The sequence below is a fragment of the Mesorhizobium sp. M2E.F.Ca.ET.209.01.1.1 genome (assembly GCF_004010375.2).
In the GTDB taxonomy this organism is placed as follows: Bacteria; Pseudomonadota; Alphaproteobacteria; order Rhizobiales; family Rhizobiaceae; genus Mesorhizobium.
Genome location: NZ_SADP02000004.1, coordinates 360,079 through 377,483 on the forward strand (window position 1 = coordinate 360,079; position 17,405 = coordinate 377,483).

At 64.1% G+C, this 17,405-nt stretch carries 22 protein-coding genes and 1 riboswitch; of the genes, 9 read left to right on the plus strand and 13 right to left on the minus strand.

Annotation, left to right across the window (positions count from 1 at the left end; genetic code table 11):
- Positions 1-93: 93 nt before the first annotated feature.
- Positions 94-408 (minus strand): hypothetical protein, encoded by a 315-nt coding sequence (locus tag EN852_RS10855; RefSeq protein WP_127875044.1) that lies wholly within the window; start codon positions 406-408, stop codon positions 94-96.
- A complete protein-coding gene (locus tag EN852_RS10860; protein ID WP_246694232.1) occupies positions 405-740 on the minus strand; it encodes a hypothetical protein in 336 nt (111 codons plus the stop codon). Before EN852_RS10860 ends, EN852_RS10855 begins: the two co-directional genes overlap by 4 nt.
- An 80-nt stretch (positions 741-820) precedes the next feature.
- On the opposite strand from EN852_RS10860, the gene EN852_RS10865 reads away from it, so the two are divergent.
- The 3 genes from EN852_RS10865 to EN852_RS10875 all read left to right on the plus strand — a co-directional run bounded on the left by EN852_RS10865 (position 821) and on the right by EN852_RS10875 (position 5,954).
- Entirely contained in the window at positions 821-1,465 is a 645-nt protein-coding gene (locus EN852_RS10865; RefSeq protein ID WP_127865199.1) for a S24 family peptidase, read from the plus strand.
- A 167-nt stretch (positions 1,466-1,632) separates the two neighbouring features.
- A complete protein-coding gene (locus EN852_RS10870; protein WP_127875043.1) occupies positions 1,633-5,163 on the plus strand; it encodes a tetratricopeptide repeat protein in 3,531 nt (1,176 codons plus the stop codon).
- 50 nt (positions 5,164-5,213) lie between these two features.
- A complete protein-coding gene (locus EN852_RS10875) occupies positions 5,214-5,954 on the plus strand; it encodes a hypothetical protein (protein WP_246694233.1) in 741 nt (246 codons plus the stop codon).
- 63 nt (positions 5,955-6,017) lie between these two features.
- Here the strand turns inward: EN852_RS10875 and EN852_RS10880 are convergent, their stop codons facing one another.
- The 4 genes from EN852_RS10880 to EN852_RS10900 form a co-directional block, all read right to left on the minus strand.
- A complete protein-coding gene (locus EN852_RS10880; protein ID WP_127875041.1) occupies positions 6,018-7,028 on the minus strand; it encodes an ABC transporter substrate-binding protein in 1,011 nt (336 codons plus the stop codon).
- Positions 7,021-7,797, minus strand: coding sequence for an ABC transporter ATP-binding protein (locus EN852_RS10885; RefSeq protein WP_127875040.1), 777 nt, complete (start codon positions 7,795-7,797; stop codon positions 7,021-7,023). The genes EN852_RS10880 and EN852_RS10885 overlap by 8 nt, the downstream gene beginning before the upstream one ends.
- The gene (locus EN852_RS10890; RefSeq protein ID WP_127875325.1) at positions 7,794-8,582 is read right to left on the minus strand and encodes an ABC transporter permease; all 789 of its coding nucleotides are present in this window, start codon (positions 8,580-8,582) and stop codon (positions 7,794-7,796) included. Before EN852_RS10890 ends, EN852_RS10885 begins: the two co-directional genes overlap by 4 nt.
- A gap of 405 nt (positions 8,583-8,987) precedes the next feature.
- The gene (locus EN852_RS10900) at positions 8,988-9,596 is read right to left on the minus strand and encodes a YkoF family thiamine/hydroxymethylpyrimidine-binding protein (RefSeq protein ID WP_127875039.1); all 609 of its coding nucleotides are present in this window, start codon (positions 9,594-9,596) and stop codon (positions 8,988-8,990) included.
- A riboswitch (TPP riboswitch) is annotated at positions 9,587-9,699 on the minus strand. Its footprint overlaps the gene before it by 10 nt.
- A gap of 192 nt (positions 9,700-9,891) precedes the next feature.
- On the opposite strand from EN852_RS10900, the gene EN852_RS10905 reads away from it, so the two are divergent.
- The 3 genes from EN852_RS10905 to EN852_RS10915 all read left to right on the plus strand — a co-directional run bounded on the left by EN852_RS10905 (position 9,892) and on the right by EN852_RS10915 (position 11,831).
- Positions 9,892-10,980 carry a GSU2403 family nucleotidyltransferase fold protein gene (locus tag EN852_RS10905; protein ID WP_127875038.1) on the plus strand — a complete coding sequence of 363 codons (1,089 nt, stop codon included), beginning with the start codon at positions 9,892-9,894 and terminating at the stop codon, positions 10,978-10,980.
- Positions 10,981-11,083: 103 nt separating this feature from the next.
- The gene (locus EN852_RS10910; protein ID WP_127875037.1) at positions 11,084-11,428 is read left to right on the plus strand and encodes a hypothetical protein; all 345 of its coding nucleotides are present in this window, start codon (positions 11,084-11,086) and stop codon (positions 11,426-11,428) included.
- Between the two features lie 193 nt (positions 11,429-11,621).
- Positions 11,622-11,831, plus strand: a complete 210-nt coding sequence (locus tag EN852_RS10915) for a hypothetical protein (protein WP_127865192.1) — start codon at positions 11,622-11,624, stop codon at positions 11,829-11,831.
- A 162-nt stretch (positions 11,832-11,993) separates the two neighbouring features.
- Here the strand turns inward: EN852_RS10915 and EN852_RS40810 are convergent, their stop codons facing one another.
- The 4 genes from EN852_RS40810 to EN852_RS10930 form a co-directional block, all read right to left on the minus strand.
- A complete protein-coding gene (locus EN852_RS40810) occupies positions 11,994-12,137 on the minus strand; it encodes a hypothetical protein (protein ID WP_189545830.1) in 144 nt (47 codons plus the stop codon).
- Positions 12,138-12,197: 60 nt separating this feature from the next.
- Positions 12,198-12,425 carry a DUF2934 domain-containing protein gene (locus EN852_RS10920; RefSeq protein WP_127875036.1) on the minus strand — a complete coding sequence of 76 codons (228 nt, stop codon included), beginning with the start codon at positions 12,423-12,425 and terminating at the stop codon, positions 12,198-12,200.
- 108 nt (positions 12,426-12,533) lie between these two features.
- Positions 12,534-12,743, minus strand: coding sequence for a hypothetical protein (locus tag EN852_RS10925; protein ID WP_127865190.1), 210 nt, complete (start codon positions 12,741-12,743; stop codon positions 12,534-12,536).
- Between the two features lie 128 nt (positions 12,744-12,871).
- Positions 12,872-13,171, minus strand: a complete 300-nt coding sequence (locus EN852_RS10930) for a DUF1236 domain-containing protein (protein ID WP_127875035.1) — start codon at positions 13,169-13,171, stop codon at positions 12,872-12,874.
- 241 nt (positions 13,172-13,412) lie between these two features.
- Here EN852_RS10930 and EN852_RS10935 point away from each other — a divergent pair, with 241 nt between their 5' ends.
- Entirely contained in the window at positions 13,413-13,760 is a 348-nt protein-coding gene (locus tag EN852_RS10935) for a DUF982 domain-containing protein (protein WP_127875034.1), read from the plus strand.
- 144 nt (positions 13,761-13,904) lie between these two features.
- Here the strand turns inward: EN852_RS10935 and EN852_RS10940 are convergent, their stop codons facing one another.
- A complete protein-coding gene (locus EN852_RS10940) occupies positions 13,905-14,126 on the minus strand; it encodes a hypothetical protein (protein WP_127865187.1) in 222 nt (73 codons plus the stop codon).
- Positions 14,127-14,353: 227 nt separating this feature from the next.
- A complete protein-coding gene (locus tag EN852_RS10945) occupies positions 14,354-14,653 on the minus strand; it encodes a DUF1236 domain-containing protein (RefSeq protein WP_127875033.1) in 300 nt (99 codons plus the stop codon).
- Positions 14,654-14,903: 250 nt separating this feature from the next.
- On the opposite strand from EN852_RS10945, the gene EN852_RS10950 reads away from it, so the two are divergent.
- On the plus strand, positions 14,904-15,836 hold the full coding sequence (locus EN852_RS10950) for a DUF1236 domain-containing protein (RefSeq protein ID WP_127875032.1): 933 nt from the start codon (positions 14,904-14,906) through the stop codon (positions 15,834-15,836).
- A gap of 269 nt (positions 15,837-16,105) precedes the next feature.
- Positions 16,106-16,471 (plus strand): exopolysaccharide production repressor protein, encoded by a 366-nt coding sequence (locus EN852_RS10955; RefSeq protein ID WP_246694234.1) that lies wholly within the window; start codon positions 16,106-16,108, stop codon positions 16,469-16,471.
- 51 nt (positions 16,472-16,522) lie between these two features.
- Here the strand turns inward: EN852_RS10955 and EN852_RS10960 are convergent, their stop codons facing one another.
- Positions 16,523-16,930: a hypothetical protein gene (locus EN852_RS10960; protein ID WP_127875031.1), complete on the minus strand. Its 408-nt coding sequence runs from the start codon at positions 16,928-16,930 to the stop codon at positions 16,523-16,525.
- Positions 16,931-17,405: the final 475 nt, after the last annotated feature.

Genomic DNA, 17,405 nt, shown 5'->3' on the forward strand with positions numbered 1-17,405 from the left:
TTGCTGGGGCGTGGGTTTGCGAAGCGCCGGGCTAGGCCCAAGCGCCTGGATTCGGCCGCGAGGCCGTCGATGGGGTTCAAAAAAGGGTTGGAATCAGGCGGGGCGCGCGGCCTCGTCCAGCTCGCGAAGCCTGGCTTCAGCCGCCGCCCGCGTCAGGCCCGACACCGCCCTGCCCGACGCGCGGTCGAACAGGATGACGGTGCCGTCCTCGGTGCGGATGCAGCTTGTGCCCGGATTGGGGGCCGGAGCCGGGGGAGGAACGGCTCCGGCCGTTCCGGTGAACCGGGGTGCGGGCGGTTCGACCGGATCCGGGGCAAGCGCCCCGGAATGCGCCCGGACCGGGGAGGAAGACAGGCCGGACGATTGGAATTCCAAAGATGGCTTGAATTGGAAGGGCAGCGCGTTCATGCCGCCTCCCCTTGCATGGCGGCCGCCCGTTGCATGGCGGCGGCGCGGCCGGCCAGCCATTCGTAGCTGACGCCGGCAATGCCCAGCCGGTGGCTCGCCGCCACCACATGCGGCCAATGCTGCGGCGCGATGCGGCCGCGCCGGCGCATCTGACGCGCCGCCTCGTAGCCGCAGCCGACATCGGCGGCGAAAGCGCCGATGCTGCCCCAGCGGTCGATAAGCCCCGAGATGCTCGTGGGCAGCCCGTAGATATTTGTGGACAGTCCCTGGATGCTCGTGGGCTGCGCCGGAATCACGGGTAATGCGGAAATGCTTGCGGGATGCTCATTCATGCGCTAAGCGTACGTTATGTACGAATGACGCGCAAGCAAAATCGTACAATACGGACGATAAATTTCAGGCATTTTGTACGATGATGGATTCACGGCACAGATTGCAGCAGGCGCGCGCCCAGGCCGGCTATGCTTCGCCCAGCGATGCCGCGCGGGCGCTGCGCGACATCAATAAGAACACCCTCATCAGCCATGAGAACGGCAACCGGCCGCTGTCCCGGAAAGCCGCCGAGAAATACGGCCGGCTGTTCGGCGTCGACCCCGGCTGGCTGCTGTTCGATGGCAGTTTGGGGGGCGATGGCGCCGAAGCGGCGCCGGTCAATCTCATGCCCTCGCCCGTCACGGTCGACGTGCCGATCGTGTCGTGGATCAGCGCCGGCGAGCTCGGCAGCCAGGACAGCGTCGTCAACCTCTCCGACTATCCGACGATCCCCACCGCCGACCTCGAGGAAGGCGAATGGATCGCGCTGCGCGTCGACGGCCCGTCGATGAACAAGATCTCGCCGCCGGATTCGATCATCTTCGTCAATTTGCGCGACAAGCGGCTGGTGACCAATGGCTGCTACGTGATCTCGGACGAGACCGGACGGGCCACCTACAAACGCTACCGCCCCAACGACAACCCGCCCTTCCAGCCGGCTTCCTACCTGGATATCCCCCCGCCGGAACTGGAGGGCGCGATCACCATCATCGGCCGGGTGAGAAGGTCGATAATCGACATGTGAGGGGTGGGCGTGGAACTGGGCCAGAGGCCGCCTCGGTCCCGCTGACGTTAACCTTAGAAGCGCAGGAACGCAGCTCTCGCAATTTCTGCTTGCATTCCGGAACAAAAACAGAACTATATAGGAATTGCCAGCCGCCGTCGCGGCATCTCCGGGGGGAGGATCAAACCATGTCTCGCCGCACCGGCGCGGTCTCGCGCATATTCGTTGCCGTGCTCTCGCATGGGCTGGCGCTTGCGGTGGTGCTCGGCGCTCTGGCCGCGCCCGCCGTTGCTGAGGACCATGCCCTTTGCTTCGGCGACGAAAGCGGCGATCAGGGCAGTGACCAAAAGGAGGCGAATGTCGACCAGGCCGCGGTCGATCAGCGCATCGCTGCCTGCACGGCGATTGCCGAAGACGATACGCAAGCGCAGCGCCAGCGGATCAAAGCCTATTTCTATCGGGGCGCCGCCCGGGACGACAAGGAGGATTGGGACGGCGCGATTGCCGATTACAGCCAGGCCATCGCGCTCGATCCAAAGGCGACCTCGGCGCTGTTCAACCGCGGCACCGACTGGTCCAACAAGGGCGACTACGACCGCGCGATCGCGGACTTCAACATCGTGATCAGCCTCGAACCGTCCGCCAGCGACGCCTATTCCAGTCGTGGCTCGGCCTTCCTGCGCAAGGGCAAGATCGAGGCGGCGATGCTCGATTTCCAGCAGGCGATCGAGGCCGATCCGCAAAACGGCGACGCCCATACGGGCCTCGGCACCGCCTGGAGCAAGACCGGCGAACGGGACAAGGCGATTGCCGAGTATGACAAGGCGATCCGCATCGATCCGACCGATTTCATTGCACTCGTCAATCGCGGCATCGCCTACGCCGCCAAGGACGAGTTCGATCGCGCCATTGCCGATTACGACGCCGCGCTCGCCATGGACCCCAAGAGCGCCGATGCCTATGCCAACCGCAGCGCCGCCTGGATCGGCAAGAGCGACTGGGCGCGCGCGATCGCCGATGCCAACAAGGCGATCGAGCTCGACGCCGGGAACGTCGATGGCTACTACGCGCGGGGCGTCGCCTGGGCGAACAAGGACAACAATGATCGCGCCCTTGCCGATTTCGACAAGGCGATCGCCCTCGATGCGACCGATGCCAGGGCGTGGCTCGGCCGGTCGCTGACGCGCTCACGCAAGGGAGACAGCGCCGGCGCGGCCGTCGACTGCCGCAAAGCCATCGCGCTCGATCCGAAGAACGCTGGCGGATGTGATGTGGGGCCGGGAGACGCCAAGGCGCCTGCGGCGGAAAAGGCGTCCGAGCCGGATCTTTCCTCTTTGACCAAGCAGATAGAGGCCACCGGCAGGCAGATCCGTTCCAAAGAAGCTGCCGCGCAAATCCGGGATGCATTGAAGCAGCAGGTCTCCGGCGATGTGCCTGGCGCGATCGCTTCCTTCGGCTATGCCATCTCACTCGATCCCGACAATGCCGAGGCCTATTACGACCGGGCGGTTGCCGCGGCCTCGCAAGGAGACAATGATCTTGCCGCGAGCGACTGCCGGCGCGCTGTCGAACTCGACCCGCAACGCGCCGGCGCGTGCGCCGCGCTCATGAGCGGCCAGCAAATCGTTCAGGCCGCCGGGACACAGAACCAGGCTGCCCAGGATAGGACTGCCGCCAGGATACTGGTCGACCGCGCGGGGGCGCGCCTGGCAAAATACGGCGTCGACGGCGCGCTGCTCGATTTCGACAAGGCGATCGGCCTCGATGCCAAAAATGCCGACGCCTATCTCGGCCGCAGCCGCGCCAGGGCGCTCAAGGGCGACCAGGCCGGCGCGGGGGCGGATTGCCGGCGCGCCGTGGAGCTGGATTCCGCGCGGTCGGGAAGCTGCGACCAGCAGGCTGCCGGCGATGAGGGCAACCCTGCGACGGCACAGGCGCCAGACGTGGGGCAGCCGAAGCTGGCCGGCGCCGCTTCGGTCCCGCAAACGATACATCCGAATTTGGCGGCCACGGACGACACTCTGGCTGCAAAGGCCTTGGAGACAAAAGACCAGCGCGCGCTGCAAGCGATCCTCGGCGGCGATGCCTGGCTGGACATGGGCAAATACGACAAGGCGATAGGTTCCTATGACGTGGTGATCGCGCTCGAACCCGACAACCGCTTCGGCTATTTCGGCCACGGCAGGGCCAGGGCCGCCACACGCGACTACGGTCAGGCGATCGCCGATTTCGACAGGGTCATTCAGCTCGCGCCCAATTTCGCCGCGGCCTATTCTCTCCGCGGCCTCGCCAAGGCCACATCCGGCGATGTCGACGGCGCGCTTGCCGATTGCGAGCGGGCTGCCACGCTCGACCCGAAAGCGCGCGACGCGCACTATTGCAAAGGCATGGCCTTGCACGCCAAGGGCGACGCAGCACGCGCGGTCGCCGCCTATACGGTGGCGATCGGCATCGATCCCAAGGCCGACGCCAGCTATTACGCGCGCGGTATGGCTCGCGCCGACCGCAAGGACTATTCCGGCGCGATCGCCGATTTCGACCAGGCGCTCAAGCTCGATCCCGGTAATGGTGAGTACGCCGTAGCCCGCAAGGCAGCGGTAGCGGCGAAGGGCGAAAGCGGTGAGGCCGGCGCTGCGGAGGGCACGGATCTGAGGGCCGCTATGCCGCTGTTGAAGCGCGGCGACGCGTTCTACGCAAAGCGCAAATACGACCGCGCGGAGGCTGAGTACAGCCGCGCCCTGGCGCTCGCGCCAAACGAACCGTCGACCTATTCGGCGCGCGCCAGGGCGCGCATGCAACAGGGCGACTATGACGGGGCTTTGGCGGACGTCGACAGAGCGCTTGAGATCGATCCATCCTACATCACGGCCTACTATGCCCGCGCTCTTATACTGACAAAGAAGCGCGAGCCGGAAAAAGCCATCGCCGATTACAACCGTGCGATCGAAATGAAGCCGGACTATGCCCCGCTTTATTTCGGGCGCGGCAGCACCTGGTACTCTATCGGGGACTTCGATCGCGCCGCCGCCGATCTCGACCGGGCTCTCAGGCTCGACTCTAAATCCGAGATGGCCCGCCAGGGTCGTAAATTGGCAATGGCTGCGAAGGAAAAAGCTCTTGCCTCGAAGAAGTCGGGCGGGATGGCGAGGCAGAGCGACCGGCAGACGGCCGCCTCAGACGAGGCGCCGCAAACTCGCGGCTCAGAAAGCGCCCAGTCATTCTTCACGAGGGGCAACGCCCTATACGACAAAGGCAACTATGACGGTGCGATTGCACAATTCGAACAGGCGATCGCGCTCGATCCGGGCTTTGCGCCGAGCTATTACGGCCGCGCTCAGAGCTTCACCCTGAAGGGAGACTACGACCGAGCTCTTGCTGATTACGACAAAGCGATCAGCCTGGCCCCCGCCGAAGCGAAGGTCTACGCCGATCGGGGTCTCGTACGGATGGGCCAGCACGACGGCGCCGGCGCCTACAACGATTTCGAGAAGGCGTTAAGCCTCGATCCCAAGAACGTCTATGGATACTTTGGCAGAGGGGTGATTAGAACAACCACGGCGGACTATGACGGAGCCATTGCCGATCTTAGCAAGGCTATAAAGCTCGATCCCAAGTTTGCTGGCCTTTACAAAGCGCGAAGCCGAGCCTGGGAGGCCAAGGGAAACCATCAGCGCGCCGAGGCCGACCGCAAGAAGGCATTGAGCCTCGGGGCGGAGTGAGCAGGGTGTCGGAGCGCAGGCGAATGTCACCTTGGAAATGGTTGCAAGTCGTGGCGGTCATCCCCGTGAGCATCGTTGGGGCTGACGTGATGCCAACGATGTTCGGCGGCGGGCATCACCACTATCAGTCTGTGGCGATGCCGCCCCGGGCGCTGACCACCGCCGACATCGATGCCGAGATCCGGAAGCAGCATCTCGGGATCTTCGAGGCTATCGCCCGGGAGTTTCCGGACGACTACGATGCGATGCTGCGTAAGATCACTGCCGCGGCCCAGGCTGGAAACCAAACAGAAGTGCGCAATATCAGCAGGCAGACGGTCGCCGATCTCAGGCATAGATACGCCCCGCTCCTGCCCACGACCCCCGACAGCAATGCTTGGGAAGTGCTTTCGGCGCAGCTCGACATGCTCAATCATGTCATGGCGCGCGAAACGCCGGCCACCTGCAACAATTACCTGCGCAACGGGCCGGACGCGATCAGCGCGCCCGGCCACGATTTCCTGGCTGACCTGGACAGAATCGGCGCCGCGCTGTTCCGCGCCTACGGCGCCGCCAAAAGAAGCGGCCTGCCGGCGGTCGAGCCCAGCGATCAGGATTGGTCGCTGGTCGCCGACGTTTTCACAAAAATCGGCGGCACGACGGCAGAGATGGAGGCTATCTCAAAGGCCAACCAGGATTTTCCGGATCTGTGTCCGGCCATGGCGAAATTCTATGAGGCCGCTCTGTCGCTGCATGGCGAAGCCGGGTGGCACATCAAAACCGCGCTGCTTCGGACCATCGTCGAGAATTAGGCTCCGTACCGGATTTCCGGGCAAGGTGCCGGCGCAAGGCCGCGTTCCTTCGGCGCTTGGCCCCTACCCCAGAAACTCGTTCGTGAAATACGCCGACAGATCCGGCTTGTTCTTCAGCGCCTTGCCGTTGCCATCGAGCAATATGCCCGAGGCAAACAAATACCCGCCCATCGCTTCCATCTTCGCCTTGTCCATCGTGCCGATGGCGCCGTTGGCACCCTTTAAAAAGTGGCCGTCATTCAGCGCCTTCAGCGAGGCATCGATCAGCGCCGGGTTGGTGAGCGTATCCTTGTTGGCGGCGACCAGCAGCTCGCCAGCCTCCTTCGCGTGATCGACCGCGAACGCATAGCCGGCCCGCGTCGCCTGGACGAAGGCGGCGGCAGCCTTGGGATTGGCGGCGAGGAAGACGTTGCTGGAAACGATCAGCGTGGTGTGCTCGTCCGGCACGCCGTAATCGGCGTACCGGAAGCTGCGCTGTTTCAACCCTTTCAGCTCGGCCTCGACGCCTTCCCAGGTCGAGACTTCGAGCGTGAAGTCGACCGCGCCATTGGCCAGCGCCTCGTAAGCCGAGGTGCCCAGCGTCACCGTGGAAAAATCGCCCTTGCCGCCGTCATAGCGGATGATGGTCGAAATCAGCGCGTTCTCCCAGGCGCTGCCGAAGCCGCCATAGGTCAGGCCGTCGAGATTTTTCGGGCTTTTGATGGCGGCGCGGTCGGCATTGAAGACGACGCGGCCGGTCTCCGACTGGACGACCGCGTAGACGGCCTTCAGGTCGGCGCCGGCGCTCTTTTGCGTGAACAGGCCGAGCGAACCCGAAATGCCGAAATCGGCATTGCCACTGGCCACCAGCGTGCCTGAGCCGGTGTCGCCATAGGGCAGGATTTCGACGTCGAGCCCCGCGTCGCGATAGAACCCTTTGTCGCGGGCGACGAACAGGCCGATGTGGTTGGTGTTGACGGTCCAGTCGAGCGCGACGGTGATTTTTTGCGCGGCGGCCCGGGCACGTGTGACGGTCCCGGCAAATGGCAGGCCGGCGGCCAGGAACAGCGCCTGGCGGCGGGTAAGGTCAATCATTTCGGTTCTCCATTGGGTGATCGTTGAATGGGGTCGGCTGGCCAAGCAGCGTGTCGAGGATGCCGGCCTCGATCGCGGCCGCCTCGCGGGCGAGCGCGGCGTTCTCGGTGCGCGGGCGCGGCAGCGGCACCGCCACTTCGGCGACCACGCGCGCGGGCCGTGCCGAAAGCACATAGATGCGGTCGGACAGAAGCACCGCCTCGCGCACGTCATGGGTGATCAGCAGCGCGGTCCAGCGGTGGCTCCGCCACATGCGTTCCAGCCAGCGCTGCATGGCCGCGCGGGTCAGCGCATCGAGCGCGCCGAACGGCTCGTCGAGCAAAAGCATGTCGCGCTGCTGCACCACGGTGCGCAAGAGCGCCGCGCGCTGGCGCATGCCGCCCGACAGCTCGGCCGGCCAGGCGCGTTCGAAGCCGGCAAGGCCGAATTCGGCGAACAAGGGCGCCACGCGCTCGCGCGCTGCGCTGCGCTTCATGCCCTGCACTTCAAGCCCCAGCGTGGCGTTGTCGATGACGCGCCGCCACGGCATCAGCGCGTCGCGCTGCGGCATGAAGGCGAAGCGGGCGCCATCGAGCGGCGCGTCGTCGAAGCGCATCTCGCCCTCGCCCCGGATCGCGCCCGTCAGGAGCTGGAACAGCGTCGACTTGCCGGCGCCGGAGGGCCCAAGGATCGACACGAACTCACCCGCGCCGACATCGAGCGAAACGCCGGCCAGAACCTCGAGCGCGCCGAAGCTTTTTCGCACATCGCGGAGCTCGAGCCGGGTCATGACCGTCGCTCGGAGGGCTCGGCCTTGCGGTCGCGCCCGGCCCTCTCCCAGGGCATGGCGAGGCGCTGCACCAGGACGGCCAGACCAAACAATGCCAGCGTCAACGCCGAGCTGACGGCAACGGCGGCAAGCACGAGGTCGGGCCGAAAGTTGTTCTTGGCGCTGAGCATGTAGATGCCTAGCCCTTTCGCGGCGCCCGCATATTCGGCGAAGATCGCGCCGACCACCGCATAGGTGATGGAGATGCGCAGTCCGGCGAAGAAATAGGGCAGCGCCGACGGCAGCCGGGCGAGCCAAAAGATGCGCCAGCGCCCTGCTCCCATGGCGGCAAGCATCTGGCTGATTTCGGCACTCGTGGCGGCGTAGCCTTCGACCAGCGCCACCATCATCGGGAAGAAGGTGACAAGCGCGACCAGCAGGATCTTCGGCAAGAGGCCGAAACCGAACCACAAGACCACCAGCGGCGCGATCGCCACCAGCGGCAAGGTCTGGCTGGCGATCAGCAGCGGAAACAGCGCGCGGCGCAGGGGGGCCAGGAAGTCGACCAGCGCCGAAAGCGCGAAGGCGGCGAACAGCGAGCAGGCGAAGCCGGCAAGCGTGGCGCGGATGGTGGGGAGTGTGTTTTCGGCGAGTGTCGCTCGGTTTTCCCAGGCTTGCGCCAGCACGTGCGAGGGTGCGGGAAGCACGGTGGGCGCGATGCCACCGAGGCGGGCGTAGAGCTCCCAGGCAAGGAGGAGCAAGGCGAATGCGAGGGCAGCGGGAGCGAGCTTGGCGAAGGCGGCGATAACAGCTGATCTCCCCCCTTGCGGGGGAGATGGCCGGCAGGCCAGAGGGGGGTGTGACGGAACGCCAGCTTGTGAGGGCTCCGAAGGAACGGACGAAGGCTGCGCTTGCAACCCTTGGAGACGCTGGCGGGACAGCACCCGCCTCTGCCCTGCCGGGTTGGCCGGCCCTTCGCTGTCGCTCCGGGCGTTCGTCGTTCGCGAAGCCAAGCAATTGGCTTCGCGTCCGCTTTGCGGACCACTCCTTACCCCCCGCAAGGGGGGAGATTGGATGTCGCCTCGGCTTTCGCCAATCGCCGAAGGCCCCCATCCCTCTTCCGGGATAGGATCAGATGCGGGGTTCTCTCCCCCGCGCAGCGGATTAAACGAAACAGCCACGACATCCACCTCGACAACTCGAGCGCGGGCTCAGACCGCGGTCGGGCTGTTCGCCGAAATCGTGATGTCGAGGGTCACGTGGCCCGCGCCTGGGCCGAAGCGGCAGAAGGCTTCGTTGAGCGTGGCGAACACCGCATCGGCATCGCCGCGCAACCTGGTGCAGAAGTTCTTGGAACGGTCGAACACGCCGGACTGTTTCAGGAAATCGATGCAGCCATAGATCTCGTCCATATGGTCGCCGGTGCCCATCACATAGAGCGAGAATTGCGCCGCCACCGCCTGGTCGGTCGAGGGCGTCGACCGCACGGCGCCGAGCGCCGCGCCTTTGCGTTCGTCGAGCGGGATCGCCGGGCCGCCGATCTCGTCGGAGCGGCAGATCGGATCGTCCGGCTCACCGGGACAGCCGCGCGAAACCGCCGCCGACAGCACGCAGTGCTTGCCGCTTTTCGCCGCCGCCACGAACAGGTCGCGCATGGCCGGGAACAGCACTTCGGGCGGCCCGACCAGCAGCGTCGAGATGTCGTCGGTCTCGATCCTGAGCCTGTCGCGGTAAGGATCGAGCGCGCCCAACGCGCCGAGGATGACGCCGACGAAATCGTCGGCCATGGGATAAAGGGAAATCTGTGCGCCGCAAAACATGGCCCGCCTCGCTCCGCTGGTATTATCCAGATCAGCTGTAGGGTCCGGAGGCTTGCCGCCACCATCTCAGCCCCGACCGTACGGAGCACCCCTGTGGATGGCCGCGTTAAAGCACTGTTCGAGCGAAACGGAAAGCGTTTTTTGCCAGGTAATTGGGCCAGGAAGTCTCATCTCCCCTAGGGGAGATGCCGGTGGTTATAAGATTTTCACGAATTTCTTACAACAGACTTGCAATCGATCCAGCGAAGCGCAATTATAAGAAAACTGCAGAAATCTTATAACGCTGGTAGGAGCCATGAAGACCATCGACCTCGCCTACCGCACCCTCTACGCCGAGTTGGTGCAGCGCAGCCTCGATGCTTCCTTCGAGACGGATTTCTCGACGGCGGGCAATTTCGTGCGCGTGCCGGTGAAGGGCCGCGACTACTGGTATTTCGAGGAAACCCGCCCCGAGAAAACGAGGCGTTATGTCGGTCCGGCCGAGGATCCCGAGATCGCCAGGCGGGTTGCGGCCTTCCGGGAGATCAAGGATGATCTCAGGAGCCGCCGCAAGCTGGTCTCCACGCTTGTCCGCGATGCCGGCCTGACAGCACCCGAGACCTTCACCGGCGATGTCGTCGAGGCGCTGGAAAAGGCAGGGCTCTTCCGGCTGCGCGCGGTGCTGGTGGGCACCGTCGCCTTCCAGACCTATGCCGGGCATCTCGGCGTGCGGTTGCCGGGCGCCGCGCTGCAGACAGGCGATGCCGATTTCGCGCAGTTCCATTCCGTTTCGGCCGACGTGGAACACAGCATGCCGCCGGTCATCGACGTGCTGAGGGCCGTCGACCCGACGTTTCGCGAAATCCCGCACCGGACCGATGCCGGCCGCACGACGCAGTACGAGAACGCCTCGCGCTACAGGATCGAGTTTCTCACCCCCAACCGCGGCAGCGACAACCACGCCGACCGCGCCAGCCTGATGCCGTCGCTCGGCGGCGCTTCGGCGCAGCCGCTGCGCTTCCTCGATTTCCTGATCCGCGATCCGGTAAGGACGGTGCTGCTGCATCGCTCCGGCGTGCCGGTGCTTGTCCCCTCGCCCGAACGCTTCGCCGTCCACAAGCTGACCGTGGCGACCCGCCGCGAGCGAGGCGCGGCGGCGAAGCGGGAGAAGGACCTCCATCAGGCGGGCCTGCTGGTCGAGGCGCTGGATACGACGCGCCGACAGGATGACCTTGCACTGGCTTTCGCGGAAGCGTGGAAGCGCGGCGACGCCTGGCGGGGCGCATTGCGGAAGGGCTTGGGCCTGCTGAAGCCGGACAGGCAGGAAATGGTCCAGTCAGTCTTGGGGCGGGCACTTGGCGAAATCGGCGTGCCGCTCGAGGGCTTTTCGAAGCGGATCGCCTAATCTTCATCCCAGCACGAGGGCACATCGTTCAAATCGTACGACGTTCGCTTGACCAAGATTCGTACATAAAGTACGATACTTCCCTTCCTTTGAGGGGATTTGCTTGAACACCGCCAACCATGCCGCTTTCGCCGACCTCTCCCGCCCTTTGCTGTCGCCGCTGCCGCTCGCCGAGCGCGAACGCCTCGCCGGCGCCTGGCGCATGGCGAGCCAGGACATAGCCGACGACATCCGCTTCATCCGGCAATATCTGAAAGTGATCGCCGAGAGGGACGAGCGGCTTTCGACCGGCACGCTGGTGCACGGCCGCGCCTATGTCGAAGCCTGCGCCGCCTGGCTGCCGGAAACGGTGGCGCGATATCTGCGAAACCTCAGGCTGATCAGCGAGTGCGAAAGCGCGATGATCGCGGCCGGGGTAAGGTTCGCCAGGTCGAGCGATGCGTGGTGAGGCGTTCCCCGTGCGGGAGACCGAAGAAGCCCACGCCGTGGACCCCTCAACCAGCCGGCTGCAACCCTCGGCTCAGCGCCCCGGCAAATGCATCGTTTCACACAATCGCCAATTGGTGGACGCGGGTGAGTGGCCGGGCGTTAATTCCTGCCGGGTGAAGGAGGGAAACGCATAGCAGGGAGGAACACGTTTGATGCAACCGCAAATCGACATCGGCGCACTGCCCGAGGATCAGCCCTACGAAGTCACCTCATTTGCCAGAAAGCACGGATTGACGGTTCCGGTCGCGGATGCGGTGCTTTTTGCCAAGGGCCCGTCGCCGTCGCGGGCCGCCTGCGATACCGCGGCGCTTGCGCTTCTCTGCGCAGTCGCGCAATACGCCAGGAAGCAGGGAGGGCGCTAAAGCGTTTCACCGTTTCACGGAAAACGGCGAACCGCTCTATGTCTTTGTTTTGGAGCAATTCCGGACGGAAGGCTACGGCGAAGGCGCCGAGCCTAACCGCACACACTTTTCTTGGAATTGCTCTAGCGGTTCGGCGGCACGCCTTCCCTCTTCTTCCTCTTCCTACCAGTTGAACTGCAGCCCCGCATTGCCGCCGACCTGGCTGCCGGCGAAGGCGATGCCGAGCGTGGCGGTCAGGCGGCCGCCATGGGCGAAGCCTTCGCTCAGCACGGCGGCGCCGGCTACCGGCGGGGCCAGCGCAGCCACGTCCGGTCGTTGTCGGAGATCCTTGTCGGGATAGCCGGCGGCGGCGCGGCCGCCGGAGATTCAGGCCTTGGCTTTCGGCTTGGCCGCCTTTGCCTTGGCGGGGGCCTTGGCGGGCTTTTCCGCCTTGGCGGCAGCGGCCTTCTTCGGAGCTTTCTTCGGCTTGCCTGCCGCGTCGATCTCGGCGGCCGCCTGTTCCCAATGCTCCATATGAGCGCCTTCGGGCCGACCGGCCTGCTCCCAGATCTCGTGCGCGCGCTGGCGAATACGTTCGTGCCTGTCGTCCGTCACTGTCGCCTCCTAAGGTTGGGACGGGTTCCCCAGGGCGAACACTAGCGGAATTTTCACGCGGCGTCTTCGCTCTCACGCATATGCGACCGACTTAGACGGCAAATTCGCTCAATGCCCGTCGACGACGACCGCGATGCCCAGATGCGCTGCCTTCTTTGCGATCAGTCCGGCTAAATCCGCGTCAGAACGGTCGGTCCCCGTGCGCTGCCGCAGCAGGGAAATTGCCTCTTGCATGGTCAGCAGGCCGGTCCTGTGCTCGGCCAGCAGCTTGTCGACCGTGGCGGCGATACTCGGTGATTCGACATGTGGATGATGCATGGCAACGACTCCTTCCGCGCTTCGTTGCCTCCCAAACCACTGCATTCTAGGCGTTTTGCCCCGATGCGAGAAGAGCCCGGTCCTCCCCGATGCTTCGGCGGGAGGATCGGGCTCCTCGGTTCCAGATGTTACTGGATCACCTGGACCACGCGACGCGTGCCAGGATCGATCAGCACCGTGTGGTCGTTGACGACCGCATAACGATACTGCACGTCCGGAACCGTCTGCAGCTCGACGGTGTCAGGCACGGTCGAGCCGACGCCGAGCTCGAGGCCAAGCACGTTGACCGAGGCGATCGGGTGCTTGTGGACATATTCCTTGACCACGGTCTGCTGCTCGGGGGTGACGATCACCTCGTCCGCGGCCGCGACGCCGATGCCGGCCATCAGAGCCAGGCCGGCGACAGCTGCAATGAGGGTGTGTTTCATCGTTTCTCTCCTGTTGGATTCAAAGCGATCCTGCGGATCGCGTGTTGGCGAGCTCCGCCCTGCCTCCGCGGGTGGCGGAAACATCGGCAGGTCGAATAGTTGAGCTCCCGGGGCAAACGTCCCCGGCGAGGTGTTGTTCCGTCAGCGACGACTAATTGATGTGGCGGAACCTTCGCATGGGCTCCGCATTGGAAGGCATTGAAACTCCGCAAGACTTTGAAATCCAAAGGGCGCCGCCGTCATGCAAGAAGGTTACATCAGAAGCGACATTGAACTTCGCGCCCCAGTGGTGATCGCCGTCGGCGCCGGGTTCAAGCGCGAGATCGCCACGCTCACAGGGATGCAGAATTTCCTCAAGGAATGGCCGCTGGCCTCGCGGGGCGAGAGCCACGCAACGGCGCTGCGCGCCTGCGAGGCGGCGCGGTCCGGAGAGATCGATCTCGACAAGGCGCGCCAGGCGTTCCTGGCCTTCGCGAAGAAGGCGGGGATCGAGTGGACCGGGGCCGATCCGGTCGCGGTGCTGCGCGAGGCCAAGATCAGGCGCAACCGGGCACGCGAAAGCCGGGCTCAGCAGCGGCCGGCGCACTGACGGCTGCCGCGTTGGCGTTGCCTGCAGGTTTCAGGATCTGACCGACGAAATACCCGACGAGCGGTCCGCCTGCCGTCCGCGCGGACCGCCGCCTGGCGGCTAACGGTCGACTGGATCAATCGGGGATTTTCGGCTGGTGGCCGGTCAGGTCGGCGCCGACTCGCCCAGCGCCTCGGTGACGAAGGACGCGGCGATCAGGTCGTCCGCTTCGATGCGTAGGGAGCCCTCGCCGCCCCCCATGATGGCCGCGACCTTCTGGAAGGTCTTCATCTCATGCTCGGTGATCCGGGCGTCGCGCATCCTGGCTTTGAGATCGGCGACGCGCATCCCGAGGGAACGGGATGTTCCGATTTCTCGTTTCGACATGTTGGTCAAACTCCTCCTTGACCCCGCCCGTATCTGTTCGCCGCCGCCCGAATCTCCACCCTGCCATTGATTTGTGTTGGCTATGAGACAGCGTGAGCCCAGAGCCGCTAACTCAAGCGCGGCGGGAAGGTTCCGTTAGCATATGGTAACAAAATAATAATCGGTTAATGGCCCGCCGCAGAACGACGGGCCAACTGCTTGCGGCACGGTATCGATTATTCGATCGACTATTCGAGCACCTTGACGATCTTGCGCGTGCCGGGGTCGACGATGACCGTCCGATTGTCGACGACAACGTAACGGTATTTGACGTTCGGCACTTCGTGCAGTTCGACCGTGTCGGGAACCGTGCTGCCGATGTTCAACTCTACTCCCGGAATCTTCACCGAAGCCAGCGGCTGCTTGTGGACATATTCCTTGATCACGGTTTCCTGCTCCGGCGCGATGACGACATCTTCAGCGGCAGCGGCGCCAATACCGGCAAGAAGCAGCAGGCCGGCGGCGGCGGAGGTGATGTGCATTTTCATTGTTCGTCTCTCCTATGTGGATTGGATCAAATCGCCTGATGCTGCGCCTGCGATTTTCCACAGCGGGTCGGCATTGTCGTAACGCCGATCGCCTGGCGTTGTTCCTGCGAAATTCGGACGGGCGCTTGCAAAAATTGATGCCGCCGTGTTCCGCAAGACCACGCTCTTCGCCCCTTGCAGCAATTTCGGAACAATGCGTTTCGGGCGGGGTTACCCATGCGAAGGGACCGACTTTCCGAGGAGAAATCCAATGAAACATCTGCTGATCACAAGCATGCTCGCGCTCAGTGTGAGTTGCGGCGCCGCGATGGCGCAGACCGAATCCGCGCAGCCAAGCGGCGGCGACAACAATTGCGCGGCCGGCACGGCCGATTGCCAGAAGGGCGGCAAGGCAGGCGGGCAGGCCCAGGGCGAAACGAAATCGAAGACCGAGATGAACGCCCAGGGCAAGGCCGGCGCCAACACGCAGGAACAGGCTCAGGGCAAGGCCAAGATGAAGACCGATGAGCAGGCCCAGGGTCAGGCCGGCACCAAGACCGACCAGAACGCCGAGGACAACACGCAGCTCAAGAAGAAGCAGCAGGCTCAGGGCAAGGCCGGCGCCACCACCGAGCAGAATGCTCAGGGTAACACCAAGACGCAGACCGAGCAGAACGCTCAGACCAACACCGGCACCAAGACCGACCAGAATGCCGAGGACAACACGCAGCTCAAGAAGAAGCAGCAGGCTCAGGGCAAGGCCGGCGCCACCACCGAGCAGAATGCTCAGGGCGGCAACACCAAGATGCAGACCGAGCAGAACGCTCAGACCAACACCGGCACCAAGACCGAGCAGAATGCCCAGACCAACACCGGCACGAAGACCCAGCAGAATGCGCAGGGCAACACCACCGTCCAGACCGACCAGGACAAGACGGCCTCGATCAACAACGTGACCGTCGAGCAGAAGACGCAGATCACGCAGATCATTCACGAGACCAAGGTGGAACCGGTCCGCGACGTCAGTTTCGACATTTCGGTGGGCGTCGAGGTGCCCCGGCATAAGGTGCGGCTGCACCGCCTGCCGGCCCGCATCGTCAAGATCGTGCCCGCTTATGAATCCTACGACTATTTCGTGCTGGCCGACGGGCGTATCGTCATCGTCGACCCCGACACTTACAAGATCGTCCTGATCCTGACCTGACAGGGAATCGGCACGAAGAGAACAAGGCCCGCCGATGCGGGCCTTTTTCGTCCAAGTGCCGCCGCGGCCGGGAAATAGCCGGCGCGGCCGCCGGCACGCTCCATAAGGCGTTGCTTGAATGCGGGACCCATGGAACGATCCGGCGCAATTGCCGGTTGTTGCAAGGTAGTCCTGCATCCTTGGTCCCTGTCGGGGGCGGACGATGGTGCGACCAAGCCGCCGGGCAGATTGTTCAAGCTTGCGGTCCACCCGGAAAAGGTGCAAGGGTCATGACGGGTAGAGACATGGGCGAGGTCGTCGACGACTGGAAATGGTCGCGGCGCTCGGTTGGGCAAATGTATTTTCCGCAGTTTCTTGTGGGAATGGCGGCGACGCTTCTGGTGATCCTCGGCTGGACATTCGCGTCCACCGGATCGGTCTGGGCGGCATTGGGCTGGACGGTCCTTGCCGCGGTTATTCTGCAGGCCGGCTACTTCGCGGCGGTGCTGTGGCTGGTGCATGGCGAGGTCCGCGTGACCGACGAGGCCAAGTCGAACGAGGGCGCCGCCTCGCCCGCGAAATTGCCTGGCCCGTTCGAGCGCGACGGCATCATCCAGGCGGTCATTTCGCTGTTGTTTCCGAAGTTGTTGCCTTAGCCGGCGGAGGCTCCAGCCCATCCAGGCTGAAGCCCCCTGCTCGACCGCAAGCTAGCGCGCCGTGGCTGGTGAGGCGGAGCGCACCGTCTCGGACGACGAGAAGACGACGAAGCCAAAGACCAGCACCGCAGCGGCGACGATCAGCGAGCCTATCGCCACGACCGGCTCGATCTCCGGATGGCCTGCCGCCAGCATCCAGTAGAGCGCCGGCAGCATGATCACGATGCCGGCCGTATAGAGGCCGTAGTGGATCATGGCGATGCGGCGCTCGGCCTTGGCCGGATTGAGCGCATAATAGCCGCCGAAGATGGCGCTGGTGACCCAGCCAAGAAGGTTGATGTGGGCATGCGCCGGGAAGGCGCCGTGATCGCCCGAGATCGCCATCTGCAGCCCGGCGGCGATGCCCAGGATGAGAAAAACGATGGCCGTCTTGAAGAAGAGTTCCGATACGCGTGGCATTCTGTTGTCCCTCCCAATGCCTCTGTGGACCCGACTCTGTGAAGTCTATATCCAGCAAGCCATATTAGCCATGGCACACCTAAAGCGCGTCGCGATCTTTCAGATTCGCTCCATGCGCATCAGGGTATTTTATTTTACGCATGTCTTTATCCCGAAACCGGTTCCCACTTTCGGGAGACATGCTTTAGGTCGGTGAAGCCTTCGGACGAAAGCCGAGAGGCGGCTTCGCGAAAAAAAGGCTCGCCTCTTTCGAGGCGAGCCAAAAGGGAGCCGGGCTTGAGGTCGGCTCCCATCCAGGTTGCCACCTGAATTTCAAACCGCGCCAACCTAGAGCAATTCCAGGAAAAGTGTGAGCGGTTTCAGCCGGGAGTGTCGTCCCGGGAAGAGCGGCTTTTCACTTGGCTGATTGTCGAAGCCCGCCTTGCATATGCGCAGCGTTTGGGCAATGCTTGGATTCGGGGAGTGGTTTCCGTAA

Coding starts and splice junctions, on each gene's coding strand:
- EN852_RS10855 (WP_127875044.1), bottom strand. CDS start 408: ATGAACGCGCTGCCCTTCCAATTCAAGCCATCTTTGGAATTCCAATCG.
- EN852_RS10860 (WP_246694232.1), bottom strand. CDS start 740: ATGAATGAGCATCCCGCAAGCATTTCCGCATTACCCGTGATTCCGGCG.
- EN852_RS10865 (WP_127865199.1), top strand. CDS start 821: ATGATGGATTCACGGCACAGATTGCAGCAGGCGCGCGCCCAGGCCGGC.
- EN852_RS10870 (WP_127875043.1), top strand. CDS start 1,633: ATGTCTCGCCGCACCGGCGCGGTCTCGCGCATATTCGTTGCCGTGCTC.
- EN852_RS10880 (WP_127875041.1), bottom strand. CDS start 7,028: ATGATTGACCTTACCCGCCGCCAGGCGCTGTTCCTGGCCGCCGGCCTG.
- EN852_RS10885 (WP_127875040.1), bottom strand. CDS start 7,797: ATGACCCGGCTCGAGCTCCGCGATGTGCGAAAAAGCTTCGGCGCGCTC.
- EN852_RS10900 (WP_127875039.1), bottom strand. CDS start 9,596: ATGTTTTGCGGCGCACAGATTTCCCTTTATCCCATGGCCGACGATTTC.
- EN852_RS10905 (WP_127875038.1), top strand. CDS start 9,892: ATGAAGACCATCGACCTCGCCTACCGCACCCTCTACGCCGAGTTGGTG.
- EN852_RS10915 (WP_127865192.1), top strand. CDS start 11,622: ATGCAACCGCAAATCGACATCGGCGCACTGCCCGAGGATCAGCCCTAC.
- EN852_RS10925 (WP_127865190.1), bottom strand. CDS start 12,743: ATGCATCATCCACATGTCGAATCACCGAGTATCGCCGCCACGGTCGAC.
- EN852_RS10930 (WP_127875035.1), bottom strand. CDS start 13,171: ATGAAACACACCCTCATTGCAGCTGTCGCCGGCCTGGCTCTGATGGCC.
- EN852_RS10935 (WP_127875034.1), top strand. CDS start 13,413: ATGCAAGAAGGTTACATCAGAAGCGACATTGAACTTCGCGCCCCAGTG.
- EN852_RS10940 (WP_127865187.1), bottom strand. CDS start 14,126: ATGTCGAAACGAGAAATCGGAACATCCCGTTCCCTCGGGATGCGCGTC.
- EN852_RS10945 (WP_127875033.1), bottom strand. CDS start 14,653: ATGAAAATGCACATCACCTCCGCCGCCGCCGGCCTGCTGCTTCTTGCC.
- EN852_RS10950 (WP_127875032.1), top strand. CDS start 14,904: ATGAAACATCTGCTGATCACAAGCATGCTCGCGCTCAGTGTGAGTTGC.
- EN852_RS10955 (WP_246694234.1), top strand. CDS start 16,106: ATGACGGGTAGAGACATGGGCGAGGTCGTCGACGACTGGAAATGGTCG.
- EN852_RS10960 (WP_127875031.1), bottom strand. CDS start 16,930: ATGCCACGCGTATCGGAACTCTTCTTCAAGACGGCCATCGTTTTTCTC.